The organism is Pseudotabrizicola sp. (assembly GCF_030684215.1).
Lineage (GTDB): Bacteria > Pseudomonadota > Alphaproteobacteria > Rhodobacterales > Rhodobacteraceae > Pseudotabrizicola.
Map to the genome: position 1 here is coordinate 61,440 of NZ_JAUXOV010000078.1, position 25,420 is coordinate 86,859.

The 25,420-nt window shown below is 61.3% G+C and carries 24 protein-coding genes and 1 tRNA gene; 12 read left to right on the forward strand and 13 right to left on the reverse strand.

The window, feature by feature from the left end:
• Nucleotides 1-9: 9 nt before the first annotated feature.
• A complete protein-coding gene (locus Q8K08_RS21535; protein WP_304803478.1) occupies nt 10-963 on the forward strand; it encodes an ABC transporter permease in 954 nt (317 codons plus the stop codon).
• Here Q8K08_RS21535 and Q8K08_RS21540 read toward each other — a convergent pair.
• From Q8K08_RS21540 to Q8K08_RS21570, 7 genes are read right to left on the reverse strand one after another with little or no spacing between them, the layout of a single operon-like run.
• On the reverse strand, nt 960-1,898 hold the full coding sequence (locus Q8K08_RS21540) for an AEC family transporter (protein WP_305251666.1): 939 nt from the start codon (nt 1,896-1,898) through the stop codon (nt 960-962). The two genes, Q8K08_RS21535 and Q8K08_RS21540, sit on opposite strands and share 4 nt — an antisense overlap.
• Nucleotides 1,895-2,710: an MBL fold metallo-hydrolase gene (locus tag Q8K08_RS21545; RefSeq protein WP_304803472.1), complete on the reverse strand. Its 816-nt coding sequence runs from the start codon at nt 2,708-2,710 to the stop codon at nt 1,895-1,897. Before Q8K08_RS21545 ends, Q8K08_RS21540 begins: the two co-directional genes overlap by 4 nt.
• Nucleotides 2,707-3,510: a TatD family hydrolase gene (locus Q8K08_RS21550; RefSeq protein ID WP_304803469.1), complete on the reverse strand. Its 804-nt coding sequence runs from the start codon at nt 3,508-3,510 to the stop codon at nt 2,707-2,709. Before Q8K08_RS21550 ends, Q8K08_RS21545 begins: the two co-directional genes overlap by 4 nt.
• A 4-nt stretch (nt 3,511-3,514) precedes the next feature.
• Nucleotides 3,515-4,645, reverse strand: coding sequence for a DNA polymerase III subunit delta' (locus Q8K08_RS21555; protein WP_304803467.1), 1,131 nt, complete (start codon nt 4,643-4,645; stop codon nt 3,515-3,517).
• Complete coding sequence (gene tmk, locus Q8K08_RS21560; protein WP_305251667.1) at nt 4,645-5,268, reverse strand: dTMP kinase; 624 nt, start codon at nt 5,266-5,268, stop codon at nt 4,645-4,647. Before tmk ends, Q8K08_RS21555 begins: the two co-directional genes overlap by 1 nt.
• Nucleotides 5,269-5,280: 12 nt before the next feature.
• A complete protein-coding gene (locus Q8K08_RS21565) occupies nt 5,281-6,435 on the reverse strand; it encodes a D-alanyl-D-alanine carboxypeptidase family protein (RefSeq protein ID WP_370654173.1) in 1,155 nt (384 codons plus the stop codon).
• 15 nt (nt 6,436-6,450) lie between these two features.
• Entirely contained in the window at nt 6,451-7,338 is an 888-nt protein-coding gene (locus tag Q8K08_RS21570) for an SPOR domain-containing protein (RefSeq protein WP_304803463.1), read from the reverse strand.
• Nucleotides 7,339-7,568: 230 nt separating this feature from the next.
• On the opposite strand from Q8K08_RS21570, the gene Q8K08_RS21575 reads away from it, so the two are divergent.
• The 9 genes from Q8K08_RS21575 (at nt 7,569) to Q8K08_RS21615 (ending at nt 15,457) form a co-directional block, all read left to right on the forward strand.
• A tRNA-Ser gene (locus tag Q8K08_RS21575) sits at nt 7,569-7,658 on the forward strand.
• A gap of 723 nt (nt 7,659-8,381) precedes the next feature.
• A complete protein-coding gene (locus Q8K08_RS21580) occupies nt 8,382-9,278 on the forward strand; it encodes a LysR substrate-binding domain-containing protein (RefSeq protein ID WP_305251668.1) in 897 nt (298 codons plus the stop codon).
• A gap of 219 nt (nt 9,279-9,497) precedes the next feature.
• On the forward strand, nt 9,498-10,856 hold the full coding sequence (locus Q8K08_RS21585; RefSeq protein WP_305251669.1) for an NAD(P)H-dependent oxidoreductase: 1,359 nt from the start codon (nt 9,498-9,500) through the stop codon (nt 10,854-10,856).
• Nucleotides 10,853-11,146, forward strand: a complete 294-nt coding sequence (locus tag Q8K08_RS21590) for a putative quinol monooxygenase (protein WP_304803457.1) — start codon at nt 10,853-10,855, stop codon at nt 11,144-11,146. The genes Q8K08_RS21585 and Q8K08_RS21590 overlap by 4 nt, the downstream gene beginning before the upstream one ends.
• The gene (locus Q8K08_RS21595) at nt 11,143-12,039 is read left to right on the forward strand and encodes an NAD(P)-dependent oxidoreductase (RefSeq protein ID WP_304803455.1); all 897 of its coding nucleotides are present in this window, start codon (nt 11,143-11,145) and stop codon (nt 12,037-12,039) included. The genes Q8K08_RS21590 and Q8K08_RS21595 overlap by 4 nt, the downstream gene beginning before the upstream one ends.
• Nucleotides 12,040-12,072: 33 nt before the next feature.
• Nucleotides 12,073-13,092, forward strand: a complete 1,020-nt coding sequence (locus Q8K08_RS21600; RefSeq protein ID WP_305251670.1) for a DctP family TRAP transporter solute-binding subunit — start codon at nt 12,073-12,075, stop codon at nt 13,090-13,092.
• A gap of 99 nt (nt 13,093-13,191) precedes the next feature.
• A complete protein-coding gene (locus tag Q8K08_RS21605) occupies nt 13,192-13,686 on the forward strand; it encodes a TRAP transporter small permease (RefSeq protein ID WP_305251671.1) in 495 nt (164 codons plus the stop codon).
• Complete coding sequence (locus tag Q8K08_RS21610) at nt 13,683-14,954, forward strand: TRAP transporter large permease (protein WP_305251672.1); 1,272 nt, start codon at nt 13,683-13,685, stop codon at nt 14,952-14,954. Before Q8K08_RS21605 ends, Q8K08_RS21610 begins: the two co-directional genes overlap by 4 nt.
• Before the next feature lie 20 nt (nt 14,955-14,974).
• Nucleotides 14,975-15,457 carry a gluconokinase gene (locus tag Q8K08_RS21615; RefSeq protein WP_304803447.1) on the forward strand — a complete coding sequence of 161 codons (483 nt, stop codon included), beginning with the start codon at nt 14,975-14,977 and terminating at the stop codon, nt 15,455-15,457.
• 42 nt (nt 15,458-15,499) lie between these two features.
• On the opposite strand, the gene Q8K08_RS21620 is transcribed toward Q8K08_RS21615, so the two are convergent.
• Nucleotides 15,500-16,363, reverse strand: coding sequence for a DMT family transporter (locus Q8K08_RS21620; protein WP_305251673.1), 864 nt, complete (start codon nt 16,361-16,363; stop codon nt 15,500-15,502).
• Between the two features lie 117 nt (nt 16,364-16,480).
• Between Q8K08_RS21620 and Q8K08_RS21625 the strand changes: the two genes are divergently transcribed.
• Nucleotides 16,481-17,899 (forward strand): PLP-dependent aminotransferase family protein, encoded by a 1,419-nt coding sequence (locus tag Q8K08_RS21625; protein ID WP_304803443.1) that lies wholly within the window; start codon nt 16,481-16,483, stop codon nt 17,897-17,899.
• Between the two features lie 12 nt (nt 17,900-17,911).
• Here Q8K08_RS21625 and Q8K08_RS21630 read toward each other — a convergent pair whose 3' ends face one another.
• Both Q8K08_RS21630 and Q8K08_RS21635 read right to left on the reverse strand, forming a co-directional pair.
• On the reverse strand, nt 17,912-18,265 hold the full coding sequence (locus Q8K08_RS21630; protein WP_305251674.1) for a phasin family protein: 354 nt from the start codon (nt 18,263-18,265) through the stop codon (nt 17,912-17,914).
• A 143-nt stretch (nt 18,266-18,408) separates the two neighbouring features.
• Complete coding sequence (locus tag Q8K08_RS21635; RefSeq protein WP_305251675.1) at nt 18,409-19,878, reverse strand: ferric reductase-like transmembrane domain-containing protein; 1,470 nt, start codon at nt 19,876-19,878, stop codon at nt 18,409-18,411.
• A gap of 139 nt (nt 19,879-20,017) precedes the next feature.
• On the opposite strand from Q8K08_RS21635, the gene Q8K08_RS21640 reads away from it, so the two are divergent.
• Nucleotides 20,018-21,106 carry a polyheme membrane-associated cytochrome C gene (locus tag Q8K08_RS21640; RefSeq protein ID WP_304803436.1) on the forward strand — a complete coding sequence of 363 codons (1,089 nt, stop codon included), beginning with the start codon at nt 20,018-20,020 and terminating at the stop codon, nt 21,104-21,106.
• Nucleotides 21,107-21,282: 176 nt separating this feature from the next.
• Here Q8K08_RS21640 and Q8K08_RS21645 read toward each other — a convergent pair whose 3' ends face one another.
• The 3 genes from Q8K08_RS21645 to Q8K08_RS21655 form a co-directional block, all read right to left on the reverse strand.
• Nucleotides 21,283-21,690, reverse strand: coding sequence for a universal stress protein (locus tag Q8K08_RS21645; protein WP_304803434.1), 408 nt, complete (start codon nt 21,688-21,690; stop codon nt 21,283-21,285).
• Between the two features lie 85 nt (nt 21,691-21,775).
• Entirely contained in the window at nt 21,776-23,380 is a 1,605-nt protein-coding gene (locus Q8K08_RS21650; protein ID WP_305251676.1) for an MBL fold metallo-hydrolase RNA specificity domain-containing protein, read from the reverse strand.
• 45 nt (nt 23,381-23,425) lie between these two features.
• Nucleotides 23,426-25,240 carry an alpha/beta hydrolase gene (locus Q8K08_RS21655; protein WP_305251677.1) on the reverse strand — a complete coding sequence of 605 codons (1,815 nt, stop codon included), beginning with the start codon at nt 25,238-25,240 and terminating at the stop codon, nt 23,426-23,428.
• Between the last annotated feature and the right edge of the window lie 180 nt (nt 25,241-25,420).

Below are 25,420 nucleotides of genomic sequence, written 5' to 3' on the forward strand. Positions count from 1 at the left end.
GCACATATTATGGCACTTCCCGTCTATGCATCCCCGTTGGAGCGGGTCTGGTATTACACAAGACTGGCGATCTGTGCGCTGATCTTTCTGTTCCTGATCGCGCCAATCCTGATCGTGATGCCGCTGTCTTTCAACGCAGAGCCGTACTTCACCTTTACCGAAAAGATGCTCAGCTTTGACCCGTCAGGCTATAGCCTGCGCTGGTATGATCTGTTGCTGACCCAGCCCTCGATCCCCAATGACGTGCCGCGTGATGCCGCATGGTGGGGTGAGGTCTGGCGCAAGAGTGCTTGGGTCAATGCGGCGAAAAACTCGGTGATCATCGGCTTTTTCGCGACCATCGTGGCGACCGTGCTGGGCACCATAGCGGCGCTGGGTCTGTCGCGGCCAGAGATGCCGAACCGTCGGCTGATCATGGCGATCCTGATCTCGCCCATGATTGTGCCGATCATCATCACAGCGACGGGGTTGTTCTTTTTCTACTCCAGCCCTTGCGCACTGATCAACTGGACCGGGCTGTCGCAATATTGCGGGCGTTTGACCAGCAGCTACATCGGCGTTGTTCTGGCCCATGCCACGCTGGGTATTCCCTTTGTGATCATCACCGTGACGGCTACGCTGATTGGCTTTGACCAGTCGTTGAACCGCGCCGCTGCCAGCCTTGGCGCACCACCGACTACCACGTTTTTCAAGGTGACTATGCCGCTGATCCTGCCCGGCGTTATCTCGGGCGCGCTGTTTGCCTTTGTCACCTCGTTTGACGAGGTGGTGGTGGTGCTGTTCGTGGCTGCCCATGACCAGCAAACCATCCCGCGCCAGATGTGGAACGGTATCCGCGAACAGATCAGCCCGGCGATCCTGTCGGTGGCCACGATTTTGGTCGTGATCTCAATCGGGATGCTGACCACGCTGGAAATCCTGCGGCGCAGGTCGGAACGGCTGCGCGGGGTCACGCCGCACTAGGGGAGGATGGCCAACCATATCCAGACCGACCCGATGGACAGCACGGTGGCGATCAACACGGCCGAGGCGTTCACCCGCTTGCCCACGCCGTAAAGATGCGCAAACAGATAGGCGTTGACGCCCGGAGCCATTGCCGCTGTCACCACCGCCGAGCGCAAGGCGGCGGTGTCCATCGCAAAGACCTGCGTGCCCAGCAGCCATGTCACGCCCGGATGCACGATCAGTGACGCCACGCAGACCATTGCAATGGTGGCCTTGTCACCCTCGGGCCGATAGCGGAACAGCACGCCACCCAAACCGAACAGGGCCGCCGGAATCGCCGCGCGCGTCATCAGATCCACGCCCGACCAGAACGCACCCGGCAGCGGCAGGCCCGACAGGTTGACGACAAACCCAAGCATGATGCCGATGACCAGCGGTTGCGAAAACACCGCCTTGCCGATCTGGCGCGACAGGGCGGCAGGCGACAGCCCTTGGCCGCGCGTGCGGGCCCATTCCATCAGGCTGATGCCAAAACCATAAAGCATCGGCGAATGGATCGAGATAATCGCAAAGTTGCCCGTCAGCGCGCCTGCGCCATAAGCGCGCTCGGTGATGGGCAGGCCCAGCAGCAGCGAATTGGAAAACAACCCGGCAAAACCGATGGCAACAGAATCGGTCAAGGGTCGTTTGAACAGCCACCGAGCGCCAATGAAACATAAGCCAAAGCCGCTGAACGCACCGACATAGAACGACACCAAAAGACCGACATCATAGGCCCCCGACAGGTCCAGCATCGCGATAGAGCGGAATAGCAGGCAGGGCAGGGCAAAGTTCTGCGCAAAACGCATCACCCCATCCACCGCCGAGTCGGAAAACAGCCCAAAGCGCGCGGCGGCATAGCCAAAACCGATCACCATAAAGACCGGCAGGATTACATCGAGCAGGGCAGTCATGCGGAAAGCTCTATCACCATACCGTCAAATGCGGGGCGGATATGGGGCGGCAATTCGTCCAGTAAGGTGCCATGATCCAGATCGTTGTGCATATTGGTCAGCACTGCGCGGGCAGGTTTCGCGCGCTCAATCCAGCCAAGGGTCATATCCAGATGGGCATGTGTCGGGTGCGGCTTGCGGCGCAACGCGTCTACCACCCAGACCTCCAGCCCCGACAGCAGGGGCCAATGCACCTCGGGGATCGCCACCGCGTCTGGCAGATAGGCCAGCGCGCCAATACGGAACCCCAGCGCATCCATGCTGCCATGATCGCACAGAAACGGGGTAAAGGTCACATCGCCCCCGGCACCAGACACCGTGAACGGGGTGTCATCCTCAATCGCGTTCAGGTCAAGGATCGGCGGATAGGGGCTGCCTGCGGGCTGCACAAAAGCATAGCCAAAACGCGAAATCAGCGCGTCTTGCGTGGGCCCGTCGGCCCAGACCGGCAAGCGGTTGCGCAGGTTGTAGACCACCTGCCGCAGATCATCGATGCCATGGGTGTGGTCAGCATGGGCATGGGTAAAGACCACCCCATCCAGCACGCCGACCCGTGCGGCCAGCAGTTGCGCATGCATATCAGGCGAGGTGTCGATCAGCACCCGCGTTATGCCTTCCGCCCCGATCCGCTCGACCAGCAACGAACAGCGGGTGCGACGGTTCTTGGGGTTGGCGGGATCACAGTCACCCCAGTCGGGCGTAACCGCGCCAAGGCGTGGAACGCCACCGGACGAGCCGCAGCCAAGGATGGTAAAGCGCAAACGCCCGGTCATGCGGCGTGATCCGACAGTCGGGCGCGAGGAAACAGCCTGTCAAAGTTCGCGGTGGTCTGTGCCGCAAATTCCACCTCGGTCAGGCCATACAGGGTGGCCCCTACCTTGGCGGTAAAGGCGGTGTAGGCCGGTTCGTTGCGCCGTCCGCGATAGGGGGGCGGCGCAAGGTAGGGGCTGTCGGTTTCCAGCAAGATACGGTCCACCGGGGCAGCGGCGAAAATATCGCGCAATTCCTGACTTTTGGGAAAGGCCGCAATGCCTGACATCGACAGGTAAAATCCCAGCTCCAGCGCTGCCTTGGCCAATGATTCACCGCTGGAAAAGCAGTGCATGACGCAAGAATAGGGGCGATCTCTATAGCCTTGCGTCAGGATCGCGGCCATATCCTCATCCGCGCCGCGTGCGTGGATGATCAGGGGCAAGCCAGTTTCTTGCGCCGCCGTGATGTGCAGGCGCAGGCTGCGCTGCTGCACCTCCTTGGAGTCGGCGGTGTAGTGGTAATCCAGACCCGACTCGCCAATGCCCACAAACTTTGGGTGCTGTGTCAGCGCCACCAGCTGTTCAACCGTGGCCATCGGCTCAGACGCCGCACTCATCGGGTGGGTGCCTGCGGCGTAGAACACCGAACGATTGGCCTCGGCAATGGCGCGCACCTGAGGTTCCTGCCGCAGCCGGGTGCAGATCGTGACCATACGGCCAACGCCTGCGGCATGAGCGCGGGCGATGATCTGGTCAAGCTCACCGTCGAAATCCGGGAAATCCAGGTGGCAATGGCTGTCTACTATCTCGGGGGGCGTCATAGGCTCACCTCTGGGCGAGCTGTGCCGCCGTCTGGTCGATTTTGAGCAAGCTATCCATCAGAAGGGCGGCAGGGTCAAGGTTGACCGCCTTTCCCCGACGCGCACGCAAGGTCAGGGTTTGTGCCAGATCGGCCCAGATCCGTGCTGCATGTTCGTTGGGCGCCAGTTTGGCAAAGACCTCGCCCTCGCCCTTTGCGGCCTCGGGGGGCAGTTGGCGCAGGGTGCCTGCCCGTGCCAGCCGCGCAAGAAACAGATCGAGCAGCGTCACGATCAGGTCAAAGCGTTCCTCGGCCCCTTTGCCCGCACCAGTTTCGGCAAGCGCAAGCGCGCGCGGGCGGTCCAGCCGGGGCAGGGCGGCAAACATCTGGATCAGCGTGCCATAGGTTTTCAATCCGTCCAGATTGGTCAGCCGGAATGCCTCGCCCACAGAGCCGCCCGCCAGCTCGCCAAGGGCTTGGACGTCTTCCGGGTCCACCGCGCCGCCCGCCTGTTCCAGCGCACGGGCGAGCGGTTCAGCGGGCAGCGCGTTGAGCCTGAGTTCTCGGCAACGCGACCGGATCGTGGGCAACAAGCGGTGCGGCTGGTGCGCGATGACAAGGAATGTCACTTGGACAGGTGGTTCTTCCAGCAGTTTCAAAAGCGCATTGGCCGCCCCGGTGTTCAGATCATCCGCCGCATCAATGATCGCCACCCGCCGCCCGCCATCTGCCGCCGACAGCGCGAAAAACGACTTCATCTTGCGCACCTCATCCACCCGGATATCGGCAGACAGGGCGGTTTCCTTGTCATTTGGGCCACGGCGCAGCAAAAACAGGCGCGGCTCGGCCAGTTGCAGCATCCGGCGCGCGACGGGCGCTTCGGCTGGGATGGTCATGTTCTCCGGCGGTGGCGCAGCAAACATGCCGCCATCATCGGGCGGGGTGGCCAGCAAGAACCGCGCAATGCGCCATGCAAGCGTGGCCTTGCCCACACCTTTCGGCCCGGTGATCAGCCAGCCATGATGCAACCGCCCCGAGGTATAGGCATTCAGGAACGCGCTTTCCGCTGCATCATGGCCAAACAGCCGCTGGGTTTCGCGCGGGTGGGGCGCGCCCTCAATCCGGTCGGGCTCGGGCAGATCGACAGCGGCGGCCATCAGCGGGCCTGCAAGGCGGCCAGAGCGGCGGCCAGCACCTCCGCCGCCACCACGTCGGGCATGCGCGCCCCGTCGATCACGCGAAAGCGGTCGAAACGAGTAGCAAGCGCCAGAAACCCCGCCCGCGCGCGGGTCTGAAACGCCAGTCCCATATCTTCGAACCGCATTTCCGATCCAGCGCGGGCGGTGGCGCGCGCCAGCCCCTCGGCCGGGTCCAGATCGACCAGCAGGGTCAGGTCAGGTTCAACCCCGATCATCAGATCATGCAGCGTGTCCACCGTAGCAGTCAGATCGCCGCGTGTGATGCCCTGGAAAATCCGGGTGCTGTCAGCAAAACGATCGGTGATTACCACATCGCCGCGCAGCAATGCCGGGCGGATGGTCTTTTCCAGATGATCGCGGCGTGCGGCGGTGAACAGCAAGATCTCGGTCTCGGGCGACCAGCGGTCGGTTGCGCCTTCCAGCACCAGACGGCGGATTTCTTCGGCCCCCGCGCTGCCACCGGGCTCGCGTGTCAGGGTGACGCCATGGCCCGCCCTGCGCAAGGTATCGGCCAAAAGCCGCGCCTGGGTTGATTTGCCCGACCCGTCAATGCCTTCAAAGCTGATGAACAATCCCGCCATAGCCCCCGCCTATCAGGAGGCAGGCTGCCCGTCGAGGTAGCGCGCGCGCAACATATCCACCGCCGTCAGCAACCGCTTGCCAAACCCGCCACGGGCCACATCGGATTCCACCACCAAAGGCACTCGGGCATCGGGCAGGTCAGGGATATGGATGATCATTTCCGCCACCTGCGTGCCCGCCGTCAAAGGTGCGCGCAATGGGCCGGTGTAAACCACTTCGGCGGTGGCATTTTCCTGCACAAGCGCGGGCACCAGCAGGCGCACATCAGCGGCAGGCACAAGACCCACCCGGTCCACCGCCCCCATCCAGACCGGCGCATCAGCCACGCGCTGCCCGGCTTTCACAAGCGTTTTTTCGGCAAACTGACGGAAGGCCCATGACACAATACGCTCTGCTTCTTCGGCGCGTTCGCGCTCGCTGGTAAGCCCGGTGATGACAAAGATCACCCGCCGGTTGCCCTGTGCTGCCGACCCGGCAAGGCCATAGCCTGCCTCGGATGTGTGGCCGGTTTTCAGGCCGTCAGCCCCCACACCCAATGCCAGAAGCGGGTTGCGGTTGTTCGAATTTGCGGGCGCACGGCCTTTGTAATCGAACGTTGTTTCGGCAAAGATCGGGTAATACTCGGGGAAATCAACGATCAGCCGCTTGGACAAGATCCCCAGATCGCGCATCGACATCACATGGCCAATCGCAGGCCAGCCAGATGAGTTCTTGAAGACCGAGCTTTGCATGCCAAGCGCGCGGCTGCGTTGGGTCATTTGTTCGGCAAAAGCTTCTTCGGTGCCCGCCAGCCCTTCTGCCACGGCCACGCAGGCATCATTGCCAGAGTTGACGATCATGCCATGGATCAGATCGCTGACCGTGGGGCGGTCGGATTCCTGCAAGAACATCGTCGATCCACCCATTGCCGCAGCACGGGCCGACACGGGAAACGCGGTATCCATCGTTACCCGGCCATCTCGCAACGCTTCGAAAAGCATGTTGATCGTCATCAGTTTGGACATGCTGGCCGGGGGCAGGGCCAGATCGGCGTTCTTATCCATCAGCACGGTTTGAGTGCTGACATCATAGACCCAGGCGGCGGTGGCGCGCGTCTCGAATGCCTGCGCCATGCTGGCGGCAAACATCATAATCGCGGTCAGAACGGGGCGAAACAAAGGGCGCATCGGATCTCCGCCAGCTTAGCGTTTCAGGAAATAGGCATCGGGAAAGCCAAGTCCCTTGACCTTGGTCATCATGGCTGCATCGCCGCGCGTGGTCACCGACCACAGCGCCTTGCCCTGGCTTTCCTCACGCCGCACAGAGCCGCTGACGCCAGCCTTTTTCAGCGTTTCCACCGCGCGGGTGGCGTTGGCCTCGACCGAGAAGATCCCGATCTGAATCGTGCGCCCGCCTGTGGCCGCAGCAGGAGCGGCGGTAGCAGGGGCGCGGGCAGCAGGGGCGGCGGCTGCAGGAGCAGCCGTTGCGGCAGGTCGGTTAACAATAGGCGCAGCCGGAGTGGGCGACACCGGCCGCCCTTCTGCGCGGTCAATCGCGGCGGCTGCCCCGGCAATCGGGTCAAGCGATTGCGTCTCGACGCTTTCTGACGAATCGAGGATCGGCTTGGTCGCGTCGGTGGTGACCTTCTCCTCCTCGCGACGCAGCGCAATCACGCTGACATCGGCGGGCGCACCGGCCAGAATGCCAAGGGCTGCGGCGGCATCTGACGAAATCTGAAGCTTTGGCCCCGGATTCTCAATCTCACGCCGGAACAGCGCGCCGATCACGAATTTCCCGTTGGACGCATTGCGGATGATGACCCGTTCGGGGTCTTTGGCATCGGGTGACGCAACCCAGACACCGCCCAGCGACGGGCGGCCGTCCCACAGCGCCTTGTCCTTGGTCTGAAACACCTCGGGTGCTTCAACATCGCGGTCCACCAGCCGGGTAGAGGTGGATGCCGCAGGACCACTTTGCGCGCCTTCGGCCTTTTGCCCGCCTTTGAAAGGGTTTTCGCCATTCACACAAGCAGCCAATGCCGTGCTTGCGACTGTCATCAGGATGAGCGACCTGATCCGTGCCTGTGCCATTCCTTGCCCCCGATGGACGCAGGTTTATCCTGCGCTTTTTTCCCTTGGCCGCCTGTTGTTGATGCAGCCCATGTTTGATGCATAACGTAATTTGCGCTCTTATCATACCGCTGTGCGTCCCGCGTGGAAAGGGGACGCGAGACTTTCGGCATAGATCGACACGTACAGTTGACCAATCGGCATCAGACCCGCTTGAATTCAGCGCCGAGGCCCGTTAATCGGGGGCGTCTGGAAGTGTGGCCGAGTGGTTTAAGGCTCTAGTCTTGAAAACTAGCGTGCGGGGAACCGTACCGTGGGTTCGAATCCCACCGCTTCCGCCATATGCCTTTGATTTTATTGGATAATTTTGCCTGAATGGCGGTCTTTGCGTTTCATTTTGCATGTTGGCAAAGCAGCTGATTTTGCAGGAAAATCAAACCAAAGCGTCCGAACTGATCACGCGTTCGTGAATCGCTTTTTTGTCGTTCGGGCGGGCGGCGCTGCGGAATGCGGCGAAACATTGGTTGAGGGGTTCTTGAAATGTGGGTTGATAGCGCCGTCGCTTGGTTGGCCGAAGCTGCAAACGCTTTGGCCGCTGCACAGTTGTTCGCAGCTTTGGTTACGGCTGCTGCAACCTTCGCCCTATGGCGTGTGACCCGCGTTCTTTCCGTCGAAACCAAGACACTGGCCGCAATGACTTCGCGGCGATGGTTTCCAGATAGAATGCGGGCCGGATTTCTTGCAGCCCCTTTTCACTCCGCTCGGATCCCCCGGCGATAGCTTGAGTTGCGAGCAGGCGTTCGGCTTCGTCGGGGGCCCGCCCGCTGTTTCGCTTTCACTGCATGCACCTGTTCAGCGTGCCCCAAGCACAGTCTCCGTTGAGCGCAATGCGACTGGCGCCGCGAAGGTATAAAACGATCCCCGCCGGCAGACTGGGCAGACCGGATAGGCTTTACCCCGCCCCAAAAAACATGTTCGTGTCTGCGGTTTGCGTCAATGGGTTCACATGCGGACCACATTGACCTATTCCGTCAGGGCAATGATTAAGCCACAAGGGTAATGTTGTGATACCGTTTCGGGCGATATCGGTGTTTTATCAGGTGGCGACACTGAACTCTGTGGCGGCGGCTGCAGAGCATTTGGGTGTTACGCCGTCTGCCGTGACCCAGCAGTTGCGGGCGCTGGAACAGCAGATCGGCACATCACTGGTCACCAAAGTGGGTCGCAAAATCCGGCTGACCGAGGCGGGCGAGCGCTATTTCGAGATGATCGCCGAACAGGTCGAAGGCATCATCGCATCCACCCGGCTGATACAGGGGGCAAAAACCTCGACCCTGCTGACCATCCGGGCGACGCCTACGATTGCGACCAAATGGCTGTTGCCGCGCTTGCCCACGTTTCTGGAGGCCAATCCCGATATCGACATCCGGCTGGACGGCACCAACGAGCCTACGGATTTCGCGCGCGATCTGGTGGATGTGGAAATCCGACACGGCACCGGAAAATGGACCGGGTTGCACATAGAGCCCTTGGTTGAAGAACGCTTTGTGCCGGTCTGCGCGCCAACCTTGGCGGGGCCTGGGTCGCTTGGGGTTGCGGATCTGCACCGGTTCCGGCTGATCCATTCGGTCAAAGCGCAGGTTCAGTGGAACACTCTGTTTCAAAAGGCGGGGCTTGGTGACCAAGGCGTGATGAAGCGGCTGTATTTTGACCGCTCTCACATGGCGGTCGATGCGGCTATGCTGGGCTTGGGTGTGGCGTTGGAAAGCACTCTGATGATGGAGCGAGAGTTGCAAAGCGGCCAACTGGTGGTACCGCTGCACGATGTTCCGAACATGCGGGTGACGACGCAATGGCTGGTCTGCCCCCATGCCAACCTTCGGCGCAGGCGTGTGAAACTGTTTCTGGATTGGGTGCGTGACCAGGCAAGGGACTGGCATGAGGTCAACGCGACTACTTAGATTATCTAAGCAAAACGGCAGAAAGAATAAATTGTTCTGACACCTTAACTGCGGGACAGTGGGCGTATCGGTTGTGGCACCGTCAAGACCGATCGGGGGACTTGCAAACTGTTGAAAATCCATGACGTGCCCCGCATCGGTGGCGCGCTGGCCAAGCTTTCCCTGTCCACAAAATTTTGGGGCCTGACGCATCCGTCGGCCTGCTATCGGAGATGGAACATGAACCTTTACTCGATGCTGGAAGCCCGCAACGAAACCGGTCGGCCCATTCGTGTTGGCCTGATCGGGGCCGGCAAGTTCGGCTCGATGGTGTTGGCGCAAGCGCGCAAGATTGCGGGCTATCATATCGTCGGCGTGGCCGATCTGGATGCGGGCAAGGCGCGGGCTTCGCTGGCACGCACCGGGTGGCAGGCCGATGAATACGCGGCCAAGTCGCTGGGCGATGCGATGGACACGGGCCGGACCTTTGTGACCGATGACGCCGCCGCGCTTTGTGCGTTTGAGGGCATCGAATGCATCATTGAGGCCACGGGCCACCCGATTGCCGGGGTGCGTCACGCGCTCAAAGCCATCGACGGCATGAAGCATATCGTGATGGTGAACGTTGAGGCCGACGTGATGTGTGGCCCGATCCTTGGCCGGATGGCGCGGGAAAAGGGCCTTGTTTATTCCATGGCGTATGGCGATCAGCCCGCGTTCATTTGCGAGTTGGTCGATTGGGTCCGATCTTGCGGTTTCGAGTTGACCTCGGCGGGCAAGGGCATGAACTTCCGCCCCGAATACCGCTATTCCACACCTGATACCGTCTGGGGCTATTTCGGGTGGAGTGATGAGTTTGTGGCCAAGGGTGACTTTAACCCCAAGATGTACAACTCGTTCACCGATGGCACCAAGGCCGCAATTGAAATGGCCGCTGTTGCCAATGGCACGGGGCTGGATTGCCCCGATGATGGTCTGGCCTTCTATCCCACCGGTTTGCAGGATCTGGCGCAGGTGTTCAAACCTGAATCCGAGGGCGGGCGTCTGCCGTCAAACGGGCTGGTCGATATTGCGGCCAGCATGGAACCCGATGGCCGCAAGGTGCTGAACAACATCCAGTATGGCATGTTCGTCACCTTTCGCGCGCCGGATGAGTACACCAAAAGCTGCTTTGAACAATATGGCCTGCTGACCGACAAATCGGGTTGGTATGGCTCTATGTGGCGGCCTTTCCACCTGATCGGGCTGGAAACTTCGGTTTCTGTGCTGTCGGCGGTGTTGCGCCATGAGCCGACCGGATCGTCGCGTGAATTCCGGGGTGATGCGGTGGCAACCGCGAAATCAAACCTGAAGGCCGGGTCTTATCTGGACGGCGAGGGCGGCTTTGCGACTTGGGCCAAGGCCATTCCGGCCACGATATCGACGGCTGTCGATGCGTTGCCGATGGGGCTGGCGCATCATGTGAAGCTGAAAAATGACATCCCGCGCGATCAGATCATGCGCATGTCGGATGTGGAATTTGTCGAAGATCTGGATGTTGTCAGTCTGCGCCGCGAACAGGTCATCAAGATGGGTCCAAAAGCGGTGAAAGCAGCATGAGCTTTGTCGTTTTGCCAGAATTCCATGTGGCCCCGGAAAAGCTGAGCGCTTTTCTGGCCGCCGCACGGGCCGACGCCGAGGCATCCTTGGCCACAGAGCCCGGCTGTCTGCAATTTGATGTGGTGGTGCAGCAGGGCGATGGTCTGGCGCGTGTGCTGTTCTACGAGGTCTATACCGACCGCGCAGCTTTTGACGCGCATCTGCAAACGCCACATTTGGCTGCGTTCCGCGAGGCTCTGGCCCAGTGCGACGAACAACCAGTGCGGTTTTTGGACCGCGTTGTGCCATGAGTGCGGGTTGGCAGCTTGGCGTCTTGGGCACCGGGCTGATGGGCGGGCCTATGGCCGCCAATCTGGCGGCGGCCGGACACAAGCTGCGGGTCTGGAACCGCACCCTTGAAAAAACCAAGGATGCAGGCACCGAGGTCACGGTTTGCACAACGCCTGAACAGGCGGTCCGTGGGGCGGATGCGGTGATCGTCATGCTGTCCTCCGGGCCGGTTTGTGCCGAGGTGCTGTTCGGATCATCCGGGGCCGCCCAAGCGATGGCCAAAGGGGCCAGCCTGATAGTGATGTCGTCGATCGCGCATGACGAGGCCAAGGCGATGGCGGTGCAGGCGCGGGGGATGGGGTTGATCTGGGTCGATGCCCCGGTGTCGGGTGGCACGGTTGCGGCGGCGGCGGGCACGCTGTCGATCATGGTGGGGGGAGAGGCGGATCAGATTGCGGCGCTGCATCCGGTTCTGTCGGCGATGGGCACTGTTACCCATGTCGGGCCGGATGGGTCTGGGGCACTGACCAAGCTGGTGAACCAGCTTTTGGTTGCGTCAACCATCTGCGCGGTGTCCGAGGCGTTGCTTCTGGCCCGGCAGGGCGGGGCGGACGTGGCGCGTGTGCGTCAGGCGCTTCTTGGCGGATTTGCCGGGTCGCGTATCCTCGATCTGCATGGCGCGCGGATGATTGCGGGCGATTTCACCCCCGGTGGCCCTGCGAAATATCAGATCAAAGACACCGGGGCGGCGAAGGCCTTGGCGCAATCGCTGGGACTAGAGTTGCCGCTGCTTGGATTGGCGGACCAGCTGTTTACCGATCTGGTGGCGCATGGCGGCGGCGATTTGGACCATTCTGCCTTGATCCTTGAGTTGGAACGACGAAACGGACTGCGCCCAAAGGCGCTGGCCTGAGAGAATAACGAAAGTCAAATGGGAGGAAACCTTATGACACACAATCTTACCCGCCGCGCCTTGATGCTGGGCGCTACTGCCGTGGCCCTGATGTTTGCGGGCCTTGCTGCGCCTAACATGGCGCTGGCCGAAACGCAGTTGCGGATGGCGGTGCCGGACCCTGCGGAAAGTTCGGTCGGACGCGCGGCCACCCGCTTTGCCGAACTGGTGTCTGAGAAGACCGGGGGCGCGGTGGTCATTCAGGTGTTCCCCGATGGCATCCTGTATGGCAAAGACCAGAACGCCGCGATCAACCAGCTTGGCTCTGGCGCGCTGGATGGACTGATTTTGGCCACCTCGGTCTATGCGTCCTTTGAGCCGAAGATGAACGCGATCTCGCTGCCCTATCTGTTTGCCGATTATGATCAATTGCAAGCCTATCTGTCGGGCGAGCCGGGGCAAGAGTTGCTGGCATCAATGGAACGGCTGAACATCAAGGGTCTGGGCTTTTTTCTGCGCACATTCCGCAATGTGACCACGCGCGAAACCGCGATCACCACCGTTGAAGATTTTGCGGGACTGAACCTGCGCACGCCGAACAACCCGCTGTTCGTCAGCCTGTTTCAGGCGCTTGGCGCGAACCCAACGCCGATGGCGTTTTCCGAAGTCTATTCGGCGCTGCAACTGAAAGCGATCGACGGTCAGGAAAACCCGGTCGAAGTGCCGTTCAACAACCGTCTGTATGAAGTGCAGGGGCATCTGAACATCACGCAGCATCTGGCCGACAGTTTCCTGGTCGGGCTGTCCATGGCTGCATGGGAAAAGATCCCAACCGATCACCATGCAGCAGTTCAAGAGGCAGCAGCCGAGATGATTGCGGAACGTGACGCAGAGGAAATCGCGCAAGAGGCCGCGATTATCGTCAAGCTGCAAGAGACAGGCATGCAGGTCAACCAACTGGCGGCGGGCGAATTGGAAAAGATCCAGACCGTCGCGCGTGGCATCTATTCACAGTTCGAAGAACAGATCACACCTGAATTCATGCAAAAGAGCGTTGATTTCGTGTCAAAGTAACAGCTTGCAAAGCAGGTCGGGGCGGGCATTCCGCCACGGCCTTCCACCCGTTTGGTGTGGGCTGAAACAGGAAACACCAAAAACGTGGAAGGACAGATCGTGAAAACCATCGACCGATGGATCTGGCGGCTTGTGGATGTGGTGCTGCTGATCGCCATTTGTGGAATGATCGGCCTGATCGCCTTGCAGGTGATTTCGCGCCAACTGGGAAGTTCGGTGCCATGGACCGAAGAGCTGTCGCGGTTTTTGTTCATCTGGACGATCTGGTTTGGGGTGGCCGCCAGTTTCCGCACAGGACAGCACCCGGCAGTGACGCTGTTCACCGATCTTGTGACCCAGCCAGCGGCGCGACGGATCATTGATCTGATCCCGGCATTGGCTGCGGCGGTTCTGTTTGTGATCGTTGCCTATTACGGCTGGCAATTGCTGGCCCAACAGATCCGGTTTGGCGAAAGCTCGCCCATTTTGCGGGTGGGGATGTGGCTGGCCACGCTGCCACTGGTGCTTGGGTCCGGTCTGGCGGTGCTGGGGGCCATCATCCACGGGTTGCAAGGCGGAGACTATACACATGCCATGAAGGAGCGCCAAAAATGAGCCTGACACTTCTTTTATGCTTCGCGGTTCTGGCAGCACTTGGGGTGCCTTTGGCCGTGGCCCTTGGTCTGGGCACGGTGATCACCATGCAGCTTTACGATTTGCCGATGTCGATGATTACGCAAACCCTTGCAACCTCGATCAATTCCTTTCTGCTTATCGCAGTGCCACTGTTCATTCTGGCCGGTCAGATCATGGAGCGTGGCGGCCTGTCCGAGCGCATCTTTGACGCGGCCGAGGCGATGGTGGGCCGGTTTCGCGGCGGGTTAGGCCATGTGAACATTGCGTCGTCCTTTGTGTTTGGCGGCATTTCCGGGTCTTCGGTGGCCGATATCGCCAGCCTTGGGCCGATAACCATAAAGTCGATGACATCGCGCGGGTATCCGTTGCCCTACTCGGCGGCACTAACGCTGATCACGGCCACACTGGCCACATTGGTGCCGCCATCGATTCTGATCATTGTGGCGGCGGCTGCGGCGGGGCAGTCGGTGGGCGCTGCGCTTGCCGGGGGGCTTGGTCCGGGCGTGTTGCTGGCAGGGTCGCTGGCGGTCTATAACTACATCGTGTCGCGCAAGCGGGGCTATGGCGATGTGGTGGCCTTTGATCGTGGGCGTTTCGCGCGGTCGATCTTGCGGGCCCTGCCGTCAGTTGGCGCTCCTGTCATCATCCTGACCGGTATGTTTTCCGGCATTGTCACTCCAACCGAAGGCGCGGGTCTGGCTGTGATTTACACGCTGCTGGTGGGGGGGCTGGTGCACCGCGAAATCGGCGGGCGCGACTTTTTCGAACTGGCGATAAAGGCCGGAAAGCTGGCCGGCACGGTGCTGTTGATCCTGATGGTGGCGTCGGCGGCGACCTTTATCTTCACTGTTGATCTGTTGCCGCAAAAGGCATCGGGCCTGCTGTCTTTGATCAGCGGATCACCCTTTGTCACCTTGCTGATGATGGGGCTGATCTTTCTGATCGTCGGCATGTTGATGGATATTGTCGCGGCCGCGCTGATGCTTATTCCGGTGCTTATGCCTGCGGCGGTTGCCGCAGGGGTAGAGCCGATGCACTTTTTGATCTTCATGGTCACATGCCTTGCCATCGGCCTTGCAACCCCGCCCGTCGGCACTTGCCTGTTCGCCACCGCCTATGTCGCCAAAATTCCGACCGAGCGGCTGGTGATCGCCAGCCTGCCGTTCTATGCCATCAGCCTGAGTGCGGCAGTTCTGGTCGCCGCGTTTCCACAGATCGTGATGTGGCCCATCGCTCTGCTGACATGACGCCCGTCAGAATTGTCGTAATGGGGGTTTCCGGATGCGGGAAGTCCACGGTTGGTCTGGCCCTTGCACAACGGCTTGGCCTGGGCTTTCTGGAGGGTGACAGCCTGCATCCGCCGGGGAACATTGCGGCGATGGCCGCGGGCATCGCGCTTGATGATGCAATGCGCCTGCCGTGGTTGCAGGCGGTTGCCACTGGGCTGCACAGTGAGCAGCAGGGCATCGTTGGCAGTTGCTCGGCCCTGCGGCGCAGCTACCGCGACGTTCTGCGCCGACAGGGGGAGGTGTTTTTTGTGCACCTGAAAATTGGCCTGCATGCCGCGCGTGCCCGAATGCAGGAACGGCCGGGGCACTTCATGAACCCGGCACTTGCGGTAAGCCAACATGCCAGCCTTGAACACCTTGATAGCGACGAATGGGGGATAGCGGTTGATGCAAGTCACCCAACAGAGGTGCTCGTAAAGCGTGTCGTCGACCACCTGCAAACCCATGCGGCCGGTGGGTGATCCACAGGACAATGCAGGGCTGTCCGCGCCTTGATTTGCGGATCAGGCAAAGCGCTTTGCCCCGACCACACACAGCACAACCAGCAACGTCACTGCAATCATCGTGCCGGACACAGCCTCGCCAAGCAGCAGCTGGGCCAAGGCCAGTCCAAAGAACGGTTGCAGCAATTGCAGCTGCCCCACACCCGCGATTCCGCCAAGCACAAGGCCGCGATACCAGAAGACAAAGCCGATCAGCATGCTGAACAGCGAGACATAGCATAGGCTTAGCCATTGCGGCGCGGTCACGCCCGCAAAATCTGTCGGCCAGCTTGCGACCATCAGTGCCGCCATCACCGGCAGCGACAGCACCAGCGCCCAAGAGATCACCTGCCAGCCGCCAAACCGGCGTGACAACACGGCACCCTCGGCATAGCCCAAACCGCAGATAAGAATGGCGGCCAGCATAAGCAGATCGCCCGTCAGCGTGCCGCCATCGCTGTGCGTTCCGGCAAACAGCGCCACCGCAAAAGCACCCGCACAGGAAAACAGCCAGAATGCCGGTTGTGGCCGCTCAGCTCCGCGCAGCACGCCGAACAGGGCCGTGGCCAGCGGCAACAGACCGATGAAGACAATCGAATGTGCTGACGTCATGTGTTGCAGCGCCAGGGCTGTCAGCAGTGGAAAGCCGATGACCACGCCGATGGCGGTGATGCCAAGCGGAATAATATCCCGCCGCCTTGGCCAGCTTTGCCGCAACGCGATAAGCAGCGCAGCCCCCAGCAGGGCCGCAATCACCGCCCGCGCCGAGGTCAGGAACAACGGCGTGAACCCGCCCACTGCAACCCGTGTCGCCGGAAGCGACCCGCTGAAAATGATCACCCCCAACAGCCCGCTGCCCCATCCGCCACCCAACCGCTTCAACACCTTGCCCCGCGCACCGTCTGTTTTGTCAGCCGATAGCGGATTGGCACTGGTCCTGACAGAGACAGACCGATACGATTTATACAAACTGTATGGGTTCAATCGGGGATACAATTCGCTATGGCGCAGGCGACACGCACGGTCGAAGTGATGGAGAATATCCGCCGCAGGCTTGCCTCGCGCGCACTTGCGCCCGGCGAACGGCTCCCCTCGATCCGGCGCTTTGCGGCGGTGATGGGGGTTTCGCCATCGACAGTGGTTGACGCTTATGACCGGCTGGTGGCCGAAGGCGTGATCCGGTCGCAGCCGGGATCGGGGTTTTATGTGGTGGGCGTTGCCCCGTCGCTTGATCTGCGTGCCGCCGGGCCGCAAGCGGATCGTGACGTTGATCCGTTCTGGGTGTCGCGCCAATCCCTTGATGCGGATGCCGGGGTCTTGAAACCCGGTTGCGGCTGGCTGCCACCGGACTGGATGCCACAAGCCGCCCTGCGCCGCGCGCTGCGCCAGCTTGCACGCGGGCCGGATGCGGTGCTGACCGATTACGGCAGCAGTCTTGGCCCGGCAAATCTGCGCCACATTCTTGCCCGGCAGTTCGCCGGGGAAGGGCTGGACATCAGCCCCGAGACGATCTTGCTGACCACCTCGGGGTCGCAATCGGTTGACCTGATCTGCCGCTACCTGCTGCGTCCCGGCGATACGGTGTTGGTGGATGACCCGTGCTATTTCAACTTTCAGGCCCTGCTGAGGGTTTACAAGGCGCGGATCGTTCCGGTGCCCTTTACGCCGACCGGGCCGGATCTGGCGCATTTTGCCGCCGCACTGGCCGACCACCGCCCGCGCCTCTACATCACCAACTCGGCGTTGCACAATCCGACCGGGGGCACGATCACAGCCCAGACCGCACATCGCCTGCTGCGACTGGCGGCGTCGCATGATCTGACGGTGATTGAGGACGACACATTCGCAGTTCTGGAGCCCGACTTGTCGCCGCGTCTGGCCACGCTTGACGGGTTGGACCGGGTTATACGCATCGGCAGTTTTTCCAAGACGCTGTCGGCCTCGGTTCGCTGTGGCTATATCGCCGGGCCACCACAACTGATTGCGGCGCTGACCGACCTGCAAGTCGCAACCAATTTTGGCGGGCCAAGCCCCGTGGCGACCGCGATTGTTCACTCGGCCCTGAGCGATGGCAGCTACCGCAAGCATGTAGACGGGGTGCGCAAGCGCCTGACCCGCGCCCGCAAAGAGGCTGCGACCCGGCTGAGCAGCCTTGGGGCCGAGCCTTGGCTGATGCCTCGTGGCGGGTTTTATCTGTGGTGCAGACTGCCCGAGGGCCGGGATGCGGCAGACATCGCAAGGGCGGCGCTGAAACAAAACGTCGTTCTGGCGCCGGGAAACATTTTCAGCCCCGCGCAAACGGCCGCGCAGTACATGCGCTTTAACGTCACCCAAATGCCCCAACGGGCGTGGGAGGTTCTAACCGGTGTTTTGACGACGCCACAGGCGTCAGCGCGCGCGGCACCACAGCGCCAGTGCTAGCCGCATTGGTGCCTATAGCGGTATATCGTCATAGCGGCGGGATTGACCCGACTGCATGTCCTGAACCGGATTTGTCGCGGCCGTGGTCATGGTCTTGTACAGGCGGGTTGCATAATCGGTATACTGATCCATTGCTGCGGTCAGAAAATCCGACTGAACCTTTAGCAATTCCGTCGGGCTTTTACAGGCCATCATGGCCTTTTGAGCTTCCAGATCCTGTTGCAGGCGCTCTGTCAGGAATTGTGCGCTTTCTGACATGAAAGACAGCCAAGCCTTGGCCACAACCGGACTGCCGGTCATCATGGCTTGGGTCATCGCAGCGGTGCCGCTGTCCGGGGTGGGCCGTGTGTCATTGCGTTTTCCCATCTCTCATGCTCCTCAATTGATGCCGACATAGCGCCGCAAGGCCATTCCAAAGTACAAAGCGGCGAGTTTCATAATAGCAGAGTCAAGGTGATCGCACATTGATCTGGATCGTGTTGCGGGTGGTGCATCCGCCAAAACATCCCTTAAGACACCAGCGCGAACACCGCGACCAAAGCGGCAAGACCGGCACCGATGGCCAGAAAATGCCGGGCGCGCCGCCTGTCCTGACGCGAGGCACCGCCGGCATAGTCGAACCGTTCATACACGATCTTATTCATCGATACCCCCAGATCAAGCAGCGCGTCCGAGGTGGCTGTGACCATCGGGCCGGGGCCGCAAATAAGCGCAACCATGCGCTGCGGATCAAGTCCGTCAATCAGATCGCGCAGCCTGTCATGGGACAATCGCCCGAGCAGCCCGCCCCAACCATTGGCATCTTCTTCGCTGACCAGCATGACCTTCAGGTCAAGTGCTTGCACAGCGGCCTTGATTTCGGGCAGGCAGGCGAAATTTGCCGGAACGCCAGCCGCATAGGCCAGCCGCACAGGCCGGGGATCACGCCGCGCGACCAGATCGCGCAAAATTCCCATAATCGGGGCAATGCCGACCCCGCCCGCCAAAAGCACAACTGCGTCGCCCGGATGCTGGTCCAGCGTAAACTCACCATAAGGGCCGTCGATACCGATCGCCGTGCCGGGTGCCAGACTGCCGATCCCCCCGGTGAAATCGCCGGCTTCCTTGATGATCAGGCTCAGCCCCGGTCGCGCCGGGCTGTCCGCGATGGAAAACGGATGGTCGAACAGTGGAAACCGGCGCTTTCCTTCGGTCATCCAGACGAACTGTCCGGCGGAATAGCCGGGCGTCGGGCTGTTTGTGCTGGGCTGAATATCAAGTTCCCACATCCGGTCGGCCAGTTTGGTCACTTTAGTCAGGCGCCACGGATGCCGGTGCAGCATGGCCCAACGCCAACCGTAAAGCACCGCCATCACCGCCACGACCGACAAACCAGCCGCCCACCAGAACCCGTGAACCGGCCCCATCGCGCTGAACCGGCCGGTCGTGACGGCGTGATGTACGCCCCCACCCACAGCAACAAGCCCAAGCACCAGATGCGCCGCCCGCCAAGTCTCATACCGCCACGGCAGGCGGTCGCGCAGGATCGAGGTCAGCACCAGCACCAGCAACGCCACGAGTGCCACCACCCCGGAGCGGTAATGCGGCACCGTCAGATAGGCGGTCAGCCGTTCTGCCCCGCGTGCCGGGTCATCGACCCAAGTTGGCAAGACATAGGCCAGCGGATGCAAGACAATGGCAATCAGCACCCACCACGCCGCGACCTTGTGAAGCGCCATGATCTTGTCGATGCCAAGACGGCCCGAGACGGCCTCGAACCGGCCCGAGGTCACGAACTGGATGGCCGTCGCCACCAGCGCCACCATCCCCAGCGCCGCCCCGGCGCGTTCCCAGGCATCCAATCGGGCGACGCTTCTGCCAAAGGTTAGCAAAAGCGGCACAAGGCACATCGCAAGATATAGGCCCGCAAGTGCCAGCCCCGAAAAGCGCATCGGATGGGCCTTGTCTGAGCCAAGCGCGGGTGGCGATTGGTCTGGCATATGCTCTTTCCTTGGGGCGAATGTTGTTAGCTTGCCTTGCCATCCAAGCGCACGCCTTGATCCCGATCAAGGCGGGACATCATGAAATCGGTGAGACTGATCCAATGCGCCACCTTGCAAGCCGAACGGAGGAGACCCCATGCGCCTTTCCGCAACGTTGCCCCTGATCAGCGCAGTTGCCGTGATTTTGTCCATCGCGTCGCCTGTGATGGCACAAGACCGATCAGAACTTTCACGTCTGACCGAAGAATGGCTTGCATCGCCCCATGGCGATTACAAGTCGCTGTCCTTCACTTATTGGAACAAGGATGGCGAAGTGCCGGTCGCCTGCGCAGCCTGCCATTCGCAACCGGGCTTTATTGACTGGCTAGGGGCCGATGGCAGTGCGCCCGGCGTGGTGGACCACGCCGCTGCCATCAACGCGCCAATCGGCTGCGCGTCCTGTCACACCTCTGCGGCCCACGCGCTTGACAGCGTGCCCTTTCCATCCGGGGTGACAGTGGACGGGTTGGGGCCGTCTGCGGTCTGCACGGTTTGCCATCAGGGCCGCCAATCGGGTGACAACGTGATGGCCGCGACCAAGGGCATCGCGGATGATACCGTTTCCCCCGATCTGGCGTTCCTCAACGTGCACTATGGCGTTGCGGCTGCGGTGATGCATGGTGCCGAGGTGCGGGGTGGTTTTCACTATCCTGGCAAGACCTATGCGGGCCGGTTCACCCATGTGCCCAGTGCCAACACCTGTGTCGCCTGCCACAATGCCCACACCACCGAGGTGGCCACCGATGGTTGCGTCAGCTGCCACCGCGGCGTTGAGGATATCCGCGACATCCGCACCCGGCATCAGGATTTCGACGGCGATGGCGACAACGCGGGCGGCATCCATGCCGAGATCATCGGGTTGCACGGCCAGCTTTACGCCGCGATTCAGGCCTATGGGGCAGGGGTCGGCAATGCCCCGATCGGCTATGCCTATGGCACGTTTCCGTACTTCTTCAACGACACCAACGCAGATGGCCAGATCAGCCCTGACGAGGCAATTTTTCCCAACCGCTATCAAAGCTGGACCCCACGATTGCTGAAGGCCGCCTACAATTATCAGGTCGTGCAGAAAGACCCTGGCGGTTATGTGCATAACCCCAGCTATATGCTGCAACTGCTCTACGACAGCCTTGAAAGCCTGTCCGAGCGGGTGGATGTCAAGATGACGGCCCTGCGTCGGCCCTGATCGGCGCGGGCAGGGATTCTTGCGGCGCAGGTGTTGCACTTGGCGCCGCGAACTTTGGCGGTGGCAACCAACTGCAAGACGGTGTTGGGCTGGATCCGGTGGCGCCGCCGACCCGCAAGGCAGGCTCGCCCCGTCGGGCCAGCATGGCGCTGACCTGCCGGGGCGCGGTTTGTGCTTCAGCGGATCACATGGACCGAGCATTGCGCATGGCGCACGACCCTGCCAGCAGTGCTGCCCAGAAAATAGTCTTGCAGCCCCGGCCGGTGCGACATCATCACAATGCAATCCACCTGATTGCGTTCGGCCCATTCAAGAATCGTTTGCCCCGAATTGCCTTCAATCAGCACGCCCGCGCCGTTTTCAAACTGCGCAGCCAATCCCGCCAGCCGATCACGAATGGCGACTTTCAGGTCGGCATCATAATCGTCAGGGATGTAGGAAATCGCATAGCCCGGAAGTTTATCCTTCACATGCAAGATTGTGACCTTTGCACCGGGTGCTGCAAGAATCCGCGCGGCCTGCAACGACCGGTCCGGTTCGTGATCCGTGTCAAATGCCACGGCAACAAGAATATGGTTATACATGTGACCCTCCTTTGTTTGACCTTTCCCTATCCTACACGAGTGCGCCCCTGTGCGGGTTGACTTGGATCAGATCGCGCCTTGGGCATCAGGTCCGGGTATCCGCATCCTTCAGGGCGCGCTGCAGACGCCGGATCAATGCGCCGCGGGTCTTTTCGTCCGGGCTGGCCAAAAGGCCCTCGTTGATCTCCAAAAGCAGACGCGAGACGTCGTTGTGCCAATCAAGGCGTGCAACTTTCTCTGGAGAAATACGCGGTGGCGTGGCTGGCGTGAGGCTTTGCGCACCGTCCGGTGTCAGCACGAAGCTTTCATCCAGTTTCGGCTGCAAGACATCGCTTGCCGCGACAATTCCATCCAGTCGCGCCGCAAGCCCTGCCATCGCGGGTTCTTCGCCATGGACCAGAAAAACCTGATGCCGGATCGGCAGCCGTTCTTTGATCCACTCGCGCAATTCAGTGCCGTCTGCGTGGCCGGAATACAGATCCAGCGACCGGATCCGGGCGCGCACTGCAAATTCCTCGCCTTGAATGCGCACTGAATTCGCGCCGTCCTGCAGGATGCGCCCCAGTGTGCCCACCGCCTGAAACCCGGTGAACAGAACCGTGCCCTCATCGCGCCAGAGCCAGTTCTTCAGCCGGTGCCTGATGCGCCCGGCATCGCACATCCCCGAGGCGGCAATGACAATGTGGAACCCCTGCACCCGGTCGAGTGCGATGCTTTGTTCCCGCGTTTGGGTGAAATGCAGGTGCCGCGACTGCAAACCCTTCATCAGCACCGCGCCGTCTTCCAGTTCCCGGTGGTGCTTGGCAAATACCCGCGTGGCCTTGGTCGCCAGCGGGCTGTCCACATAGATCGGGATCTGTGGCAACGCGCCTTCGCTGATCAACCGGCCCAGATCGCTGATCAACTCCTGCGCGCGTTCGACCGCGAACGACGGGATCAAAAGCGCGCCATGGGGGTGCATGGCTGCGCGCACCTCATCGCGCAGCAGTTGGCGGCGGCGGTCGGCGGTGGCGTCAATGCGGTCGCGGTCGCCGTAGGTTGATTCGCAGATCAGATAATCCACACCAACAGGCGCTTCTGGATCGGGGTGCAGCAGCTTGTAATCCGGGCCGATATCGGCCGAGAACAGGATCCGCACCGGTTCACCCTTGGCTTGTGCCATTTCAACCTCGACCGAGGCCGAGCCCAGAAGATGCCCCGCATTCCAGAACCGCGCCCGAAGGCCGGGCAGGACGGCAAACCAACTGTCATAGGGATGCGGCTGGAACAGTGTAAGGCAGACGGCGGCATCCGCTGCGGTGTAGATCGGGGTGACCGATCCGCGATCACGCCGGGCGGCGCGGCGGTTGAACTGCTCGACCTCCAGTTCCTGAATATAGGCGCTGTCGGGCAGCATCACCCCGGCCAGATCGGTGGTGGCAGGTGTTGCGTGAATCGGCCCCGAAAACCCGTGCTTGACCAGTTTGGGCAAGAGGCCGGAATGGTCGATATGGGCATGGCTGAGGATGACTGCGGCGATCTTGCCCGGTGCAAAAGGGAAGGGGCGGTAATTGAGTTCTTTTTCAGTCTTTGAGCCCTGAAACATCCCGCAGTCGATCAGGATAGCACCGTGGTCGGTGTCCAGCCGGAAACATGACCCGGTGACCGACCGGGCAGCGCCGTGAAACGTCAGGCGGGGGTGGTGGGGCATGGCTCGATCCTTTCATAGCAATGCGTCGCGGGTCTGCACCAAAGGTCAGGGCTGCATCACATAAGCGCCGGGGGCGGGGCCAAGCGGGGCAAGCCCGTTGTCAGGGGCACCCATGGCAGGCGGATCCGACAAACCACCGCCCTGCGCCGCCAACCAATCCGCCCAGTCCGGCCACCACGATCCGGACTTTGGCGCAGTCTCTGCCAGCCAGGCGTCTGGGCCGACATAATGCGCCGCTGCCGGGCGGCGGGAGATGCGGAAGTGCCGCCCCTTATGGCCCGGTTCGCTGAGGATGCCGGTGTTGTGGCCCCCTTTGGTCAGCACGAAAGTCAGGTCGCTGTCCGTGAACAACTTCGTCTTGTAGACCGACCGCCAGGGCGCGATGTGATCGGTTTCGGTGGCGATCACAAACAGCGGCACCGACAGATCCTTGAGCGCGATCACCCGCCCCTCGACCGCAAAGCGCCCTGCCGTCAGCCGGTTTTCCAAAAACAACCCGCGCAGGTATTGCGAATGCATGCGTGCCGGCATCCGTGTGGTGTCCGATAGCCAGACGCCGATGTCGGTTGGCACGTCTTCGCGACCCAGAAAATAACGCCGCACCGCGCGGGTCCAGATCAGATCTTCGGACCGTATCGCGGCAAATGCGCGAGCCATCTGCGGACGGTCAAGATAGCCCTGTTCCCACATCAGATCCTCTAGAAAAGCGATCTGGCTTTCATCAAGAAACAAAAGCAATTCACCCGCTTCGGCAAAATCCACCTGCGCGGCCATCAGCGTAACCGAGGCAAGCCGGTCATCGTGGTCTCGCGCCATGGTTGCTGCCGCAATCGCCAGAATTGTGCCGCCAAGGCAGTAGCCGACGGCCTGAACCGGGGTGTCCGGCACGATTTTGGTCACAGCGTCAAGCGCCGCCATTACCCCCCGCTTGCGGTAATCTTCCAGCGAAAGATCGCGCTGGTCAGAGGTCGGGTTGGTCCATGAAATCATGAAGACGGTGAAACCCTGTCCGACCAGATAGCGCACCATCGAGTTGCCGGGCGAAAGATCAAGGATGTAGTATTTCATAATCCAGGCCGGAACGATCAGGATTGGGCGGGCGTGAACCTGCGGCGTCTGTGGCGTATACTGGATCAGTTCCATCAGGTCGTTGCGGTAGACCACCTGACCGGGGGTGCAAGCCAGATCCTTGCCGATCTGATAGCCTTCGGGTGCCGGGTCGCGTTGGCCGGTCAGGGTCTTCACAGCGTCATGCGCGAAATGCGCCGCCCCTTCGGTCAGGTTGCGCCCGCCCGTCTTAAGCGTTTCGGCGACGATCTCGGGGTTGAGAAAGGGCGCGTTCGACGGCGACAGGACATCAAGCGTCTGCCGGGTCAGAAAGCGGGCACGTTCGGCATCCTCGGTGCGCAAGCCGCGCATTGGTTCGGTTGCGTGGTCCCACCAGTCCTGCATCGCCAAAAAACCCTGCTGCCACATCTGGAAGGGCTGCTTTTGCCAGCCTTCATGGTCAAAACGGTGGTCATAGGGCTTCGGGACGAAGGGCGGAGGGCTGCCGGGAGTGGTGGCCAGAGCCATCAGCTTCAACAGATTGCGCTGCGCGTGTTCGGCCAGTTCCATCTGCCGGCCGGGCGCGCGCGAAAGATGCTGCGCCCAATCGCTCCATGCCTCAAAGAAGGCATAGCTTGAGACCCCGCCCGAAAGCCGCGCCACGGCGGCCCGCGCCGCACGGTCGAAATTCTGGTGCCGATGCGCTGGTGCCGGTGCAGGCGGTGGGGCTGTTGCGGGTGGCAGCAAAGCGGGCACCGGCGCGTCCTGTGGCAGGCTTACGACTGGTTTGGTCTTTTTGGGTGGTCGGGTCATGAAAGCCTCCTGACAGATGGCGGGTCGGTGCTAGCTTCCGCCTTTGCGAAACGGGGTGATTGTGTCTGATGGGCCGAGGCATTCCCGGATCGCGGTCAGATCAAGGGTTTCGTCGGCCTCGAGCCGGGTGACGAGCTGTCCGATCTGGTCGCGGTGCGCTTCGATGATCTGCGTCGCTTG

What these genes read in the sequence shown, in the direction of transcription:
- Q8K08_RS21535 (WP_304803478.1), top strand. Translation starts at nt 10, where the DNA reads ATGGCACTTCCCGTCTATGCATCCCCGTTGGAGCGGGTCTGGTATTAC.
- Q8K08_RS21540 (WP_305251666.1), bottom strand. Translation starts at nt 1,898, where the DNA reads ATGACTGCCCTGCTCGATGTAATCCTGCCGGTCTTTATGGTGATCGGT.
- Q8K08_RS21545 (WP_304803472.1), bottom strand. Translation starts at nt 2,710, where the DNA reads ATGACCGGGCGTTTGCGCTTTACCATCCTTGGCTGCGGCTCGTCCGGT.
- Q8K08_RS21550 (WP_304803469.1), bottom strand. Translation starts at nt 3,510, where the DNA reads ATGACGCCCCCCGAGATAGTAGACAGCCATTGCCACCTGGATTTCCCG.
- Q8K08_RS21555 (WP_304803467.1), bottom strand. Translation starts at nt 4,645, where the DNA reads ATGGCCGCCGCTGTCGATCTGCCCGAGCCCGACCGGATTGAGGGCGCG.
- tmk (WP_305251667.1), bottom strand. Translation starts at nt 5,268, where the DNA reads ATGGCGGGATTGTTCATCAGCTTTGAAGGCATTGACGGGTCGGGCAAA.
- Q8K08_RS21565 (WP_370654173.1), bottom strand. Translation starts at nt 6,435, where the DNA reads ATGCGCCCTTTGTTTCGCCCCGTTCTGACCGCGATTATGATGTTTGCC.
- Q8K08_RS21570 (WP_304803463.1), bottom strand. Translation starts at nt 7,338, where the DNA reads ATGGCACAGGCACGGATCAGGTCGCTCATCCTGATGACAGTCGCAAGC.
- Q8K08_RS21585 (WP_305251669.1), top strand. Translation starts at nt 9,498, where the DNA reads ATGAACCTTTACTCGATGCTGGAAGCCCGCAACGAAACCGGTCGGCCC.
- Q8K08_RS21590 (WP_304803457.1), top strand. Translation starts at nt 10,853, where the DNA reads ATGAGCTTTGTCGTTTTGCCAGAATTCCATGTGGCCCCGGAAAAGCTG.
- Q8K08_RS21595 (WP_304803455.1), top strand. Translation starts at nt 11,143, where the DNA reads ATGAGTGCGGGTTGGCAGCTTGGCGTCTTGGGCACCGGGCTGATGGGC.
- Q8K08_RS21600 (WP_305251670.1), top strand. Translation starts at nt 12,073, where the DNA reads ATGACACACAATCTTACCCGCCGCGCCTTGATGCTGGGCGCTACTGCC.
- Q8K08_RS21610 (WP_305251672.1), top strand. Translation starts at nt 13,683, where the DNA reads ATGAGCCTGACACTTCTTTTATGCTTCGCGGTTCTGGCAGCACTTGGG.
- Q8K08_RS21615 (WP_304803447.1), top strand. Translation starts at nt 14,975, where the DNA reads ATGGGGGTTTCCGGATGCGGGAAGTCCACGGTTGGTCTGGCCCTTGCA.
- Q8K08_RS21625 (WP_304803443.1), top strand. Translation starts at nt 16,481, where the DNA reads ATGGCGCAGGCGACACGCACGGTCGAAGTGATGGAGAATATCCGCCGC.
- Q8K08_RS21630 (WP_305251674.1), bottom strand. Translation starts at nt 18,265, where the DNA reads ATGGGAAAACGCAATGACACACGGCCCACCCCGGACAGCGGCACCGCT.
- Q8K08_RS21635 (WP_305251675.1), bottom strand. Translation starts at nt 19,878, where the DNA reads ATGCCAGACCAATCGCCACCCGCGCTTGGCTCAGACAAGGCCCATCCG.
- Q8K08_RS21640 (WP_304803436.1), top strand. Translation starts at nt 20,018, where the DNA reads ATGCGCCTTTCCGCAACGTTGCCCCTGATCAGCGCAGTTGCCGTGATT.
- Q8K08_RS21645 (WP_304803434.1), bottom strand. Translation starts at nt 21,690, where the DNA reads ATGTATAACCATATTCTTGTTGCCGTGGCATTTGACACGGATCACGAA.
- Q8K08_RS21650 (WP_305251676.1), bottom strand. Translation starts at nt 23,380, where the DNA reads ATGCCCCACCACCCCCGCCTGACGTTTCACGGCGCTGCCCGGTCGGTC.
- Q8K08_RS21655 (WP_305251677.1), bottom strand. Translation starts at nt 25,240, where the DNA reads ATGACCCGACCACCCAAAAAGACCAAACCAGTCGTAAGCCTGCCACAG.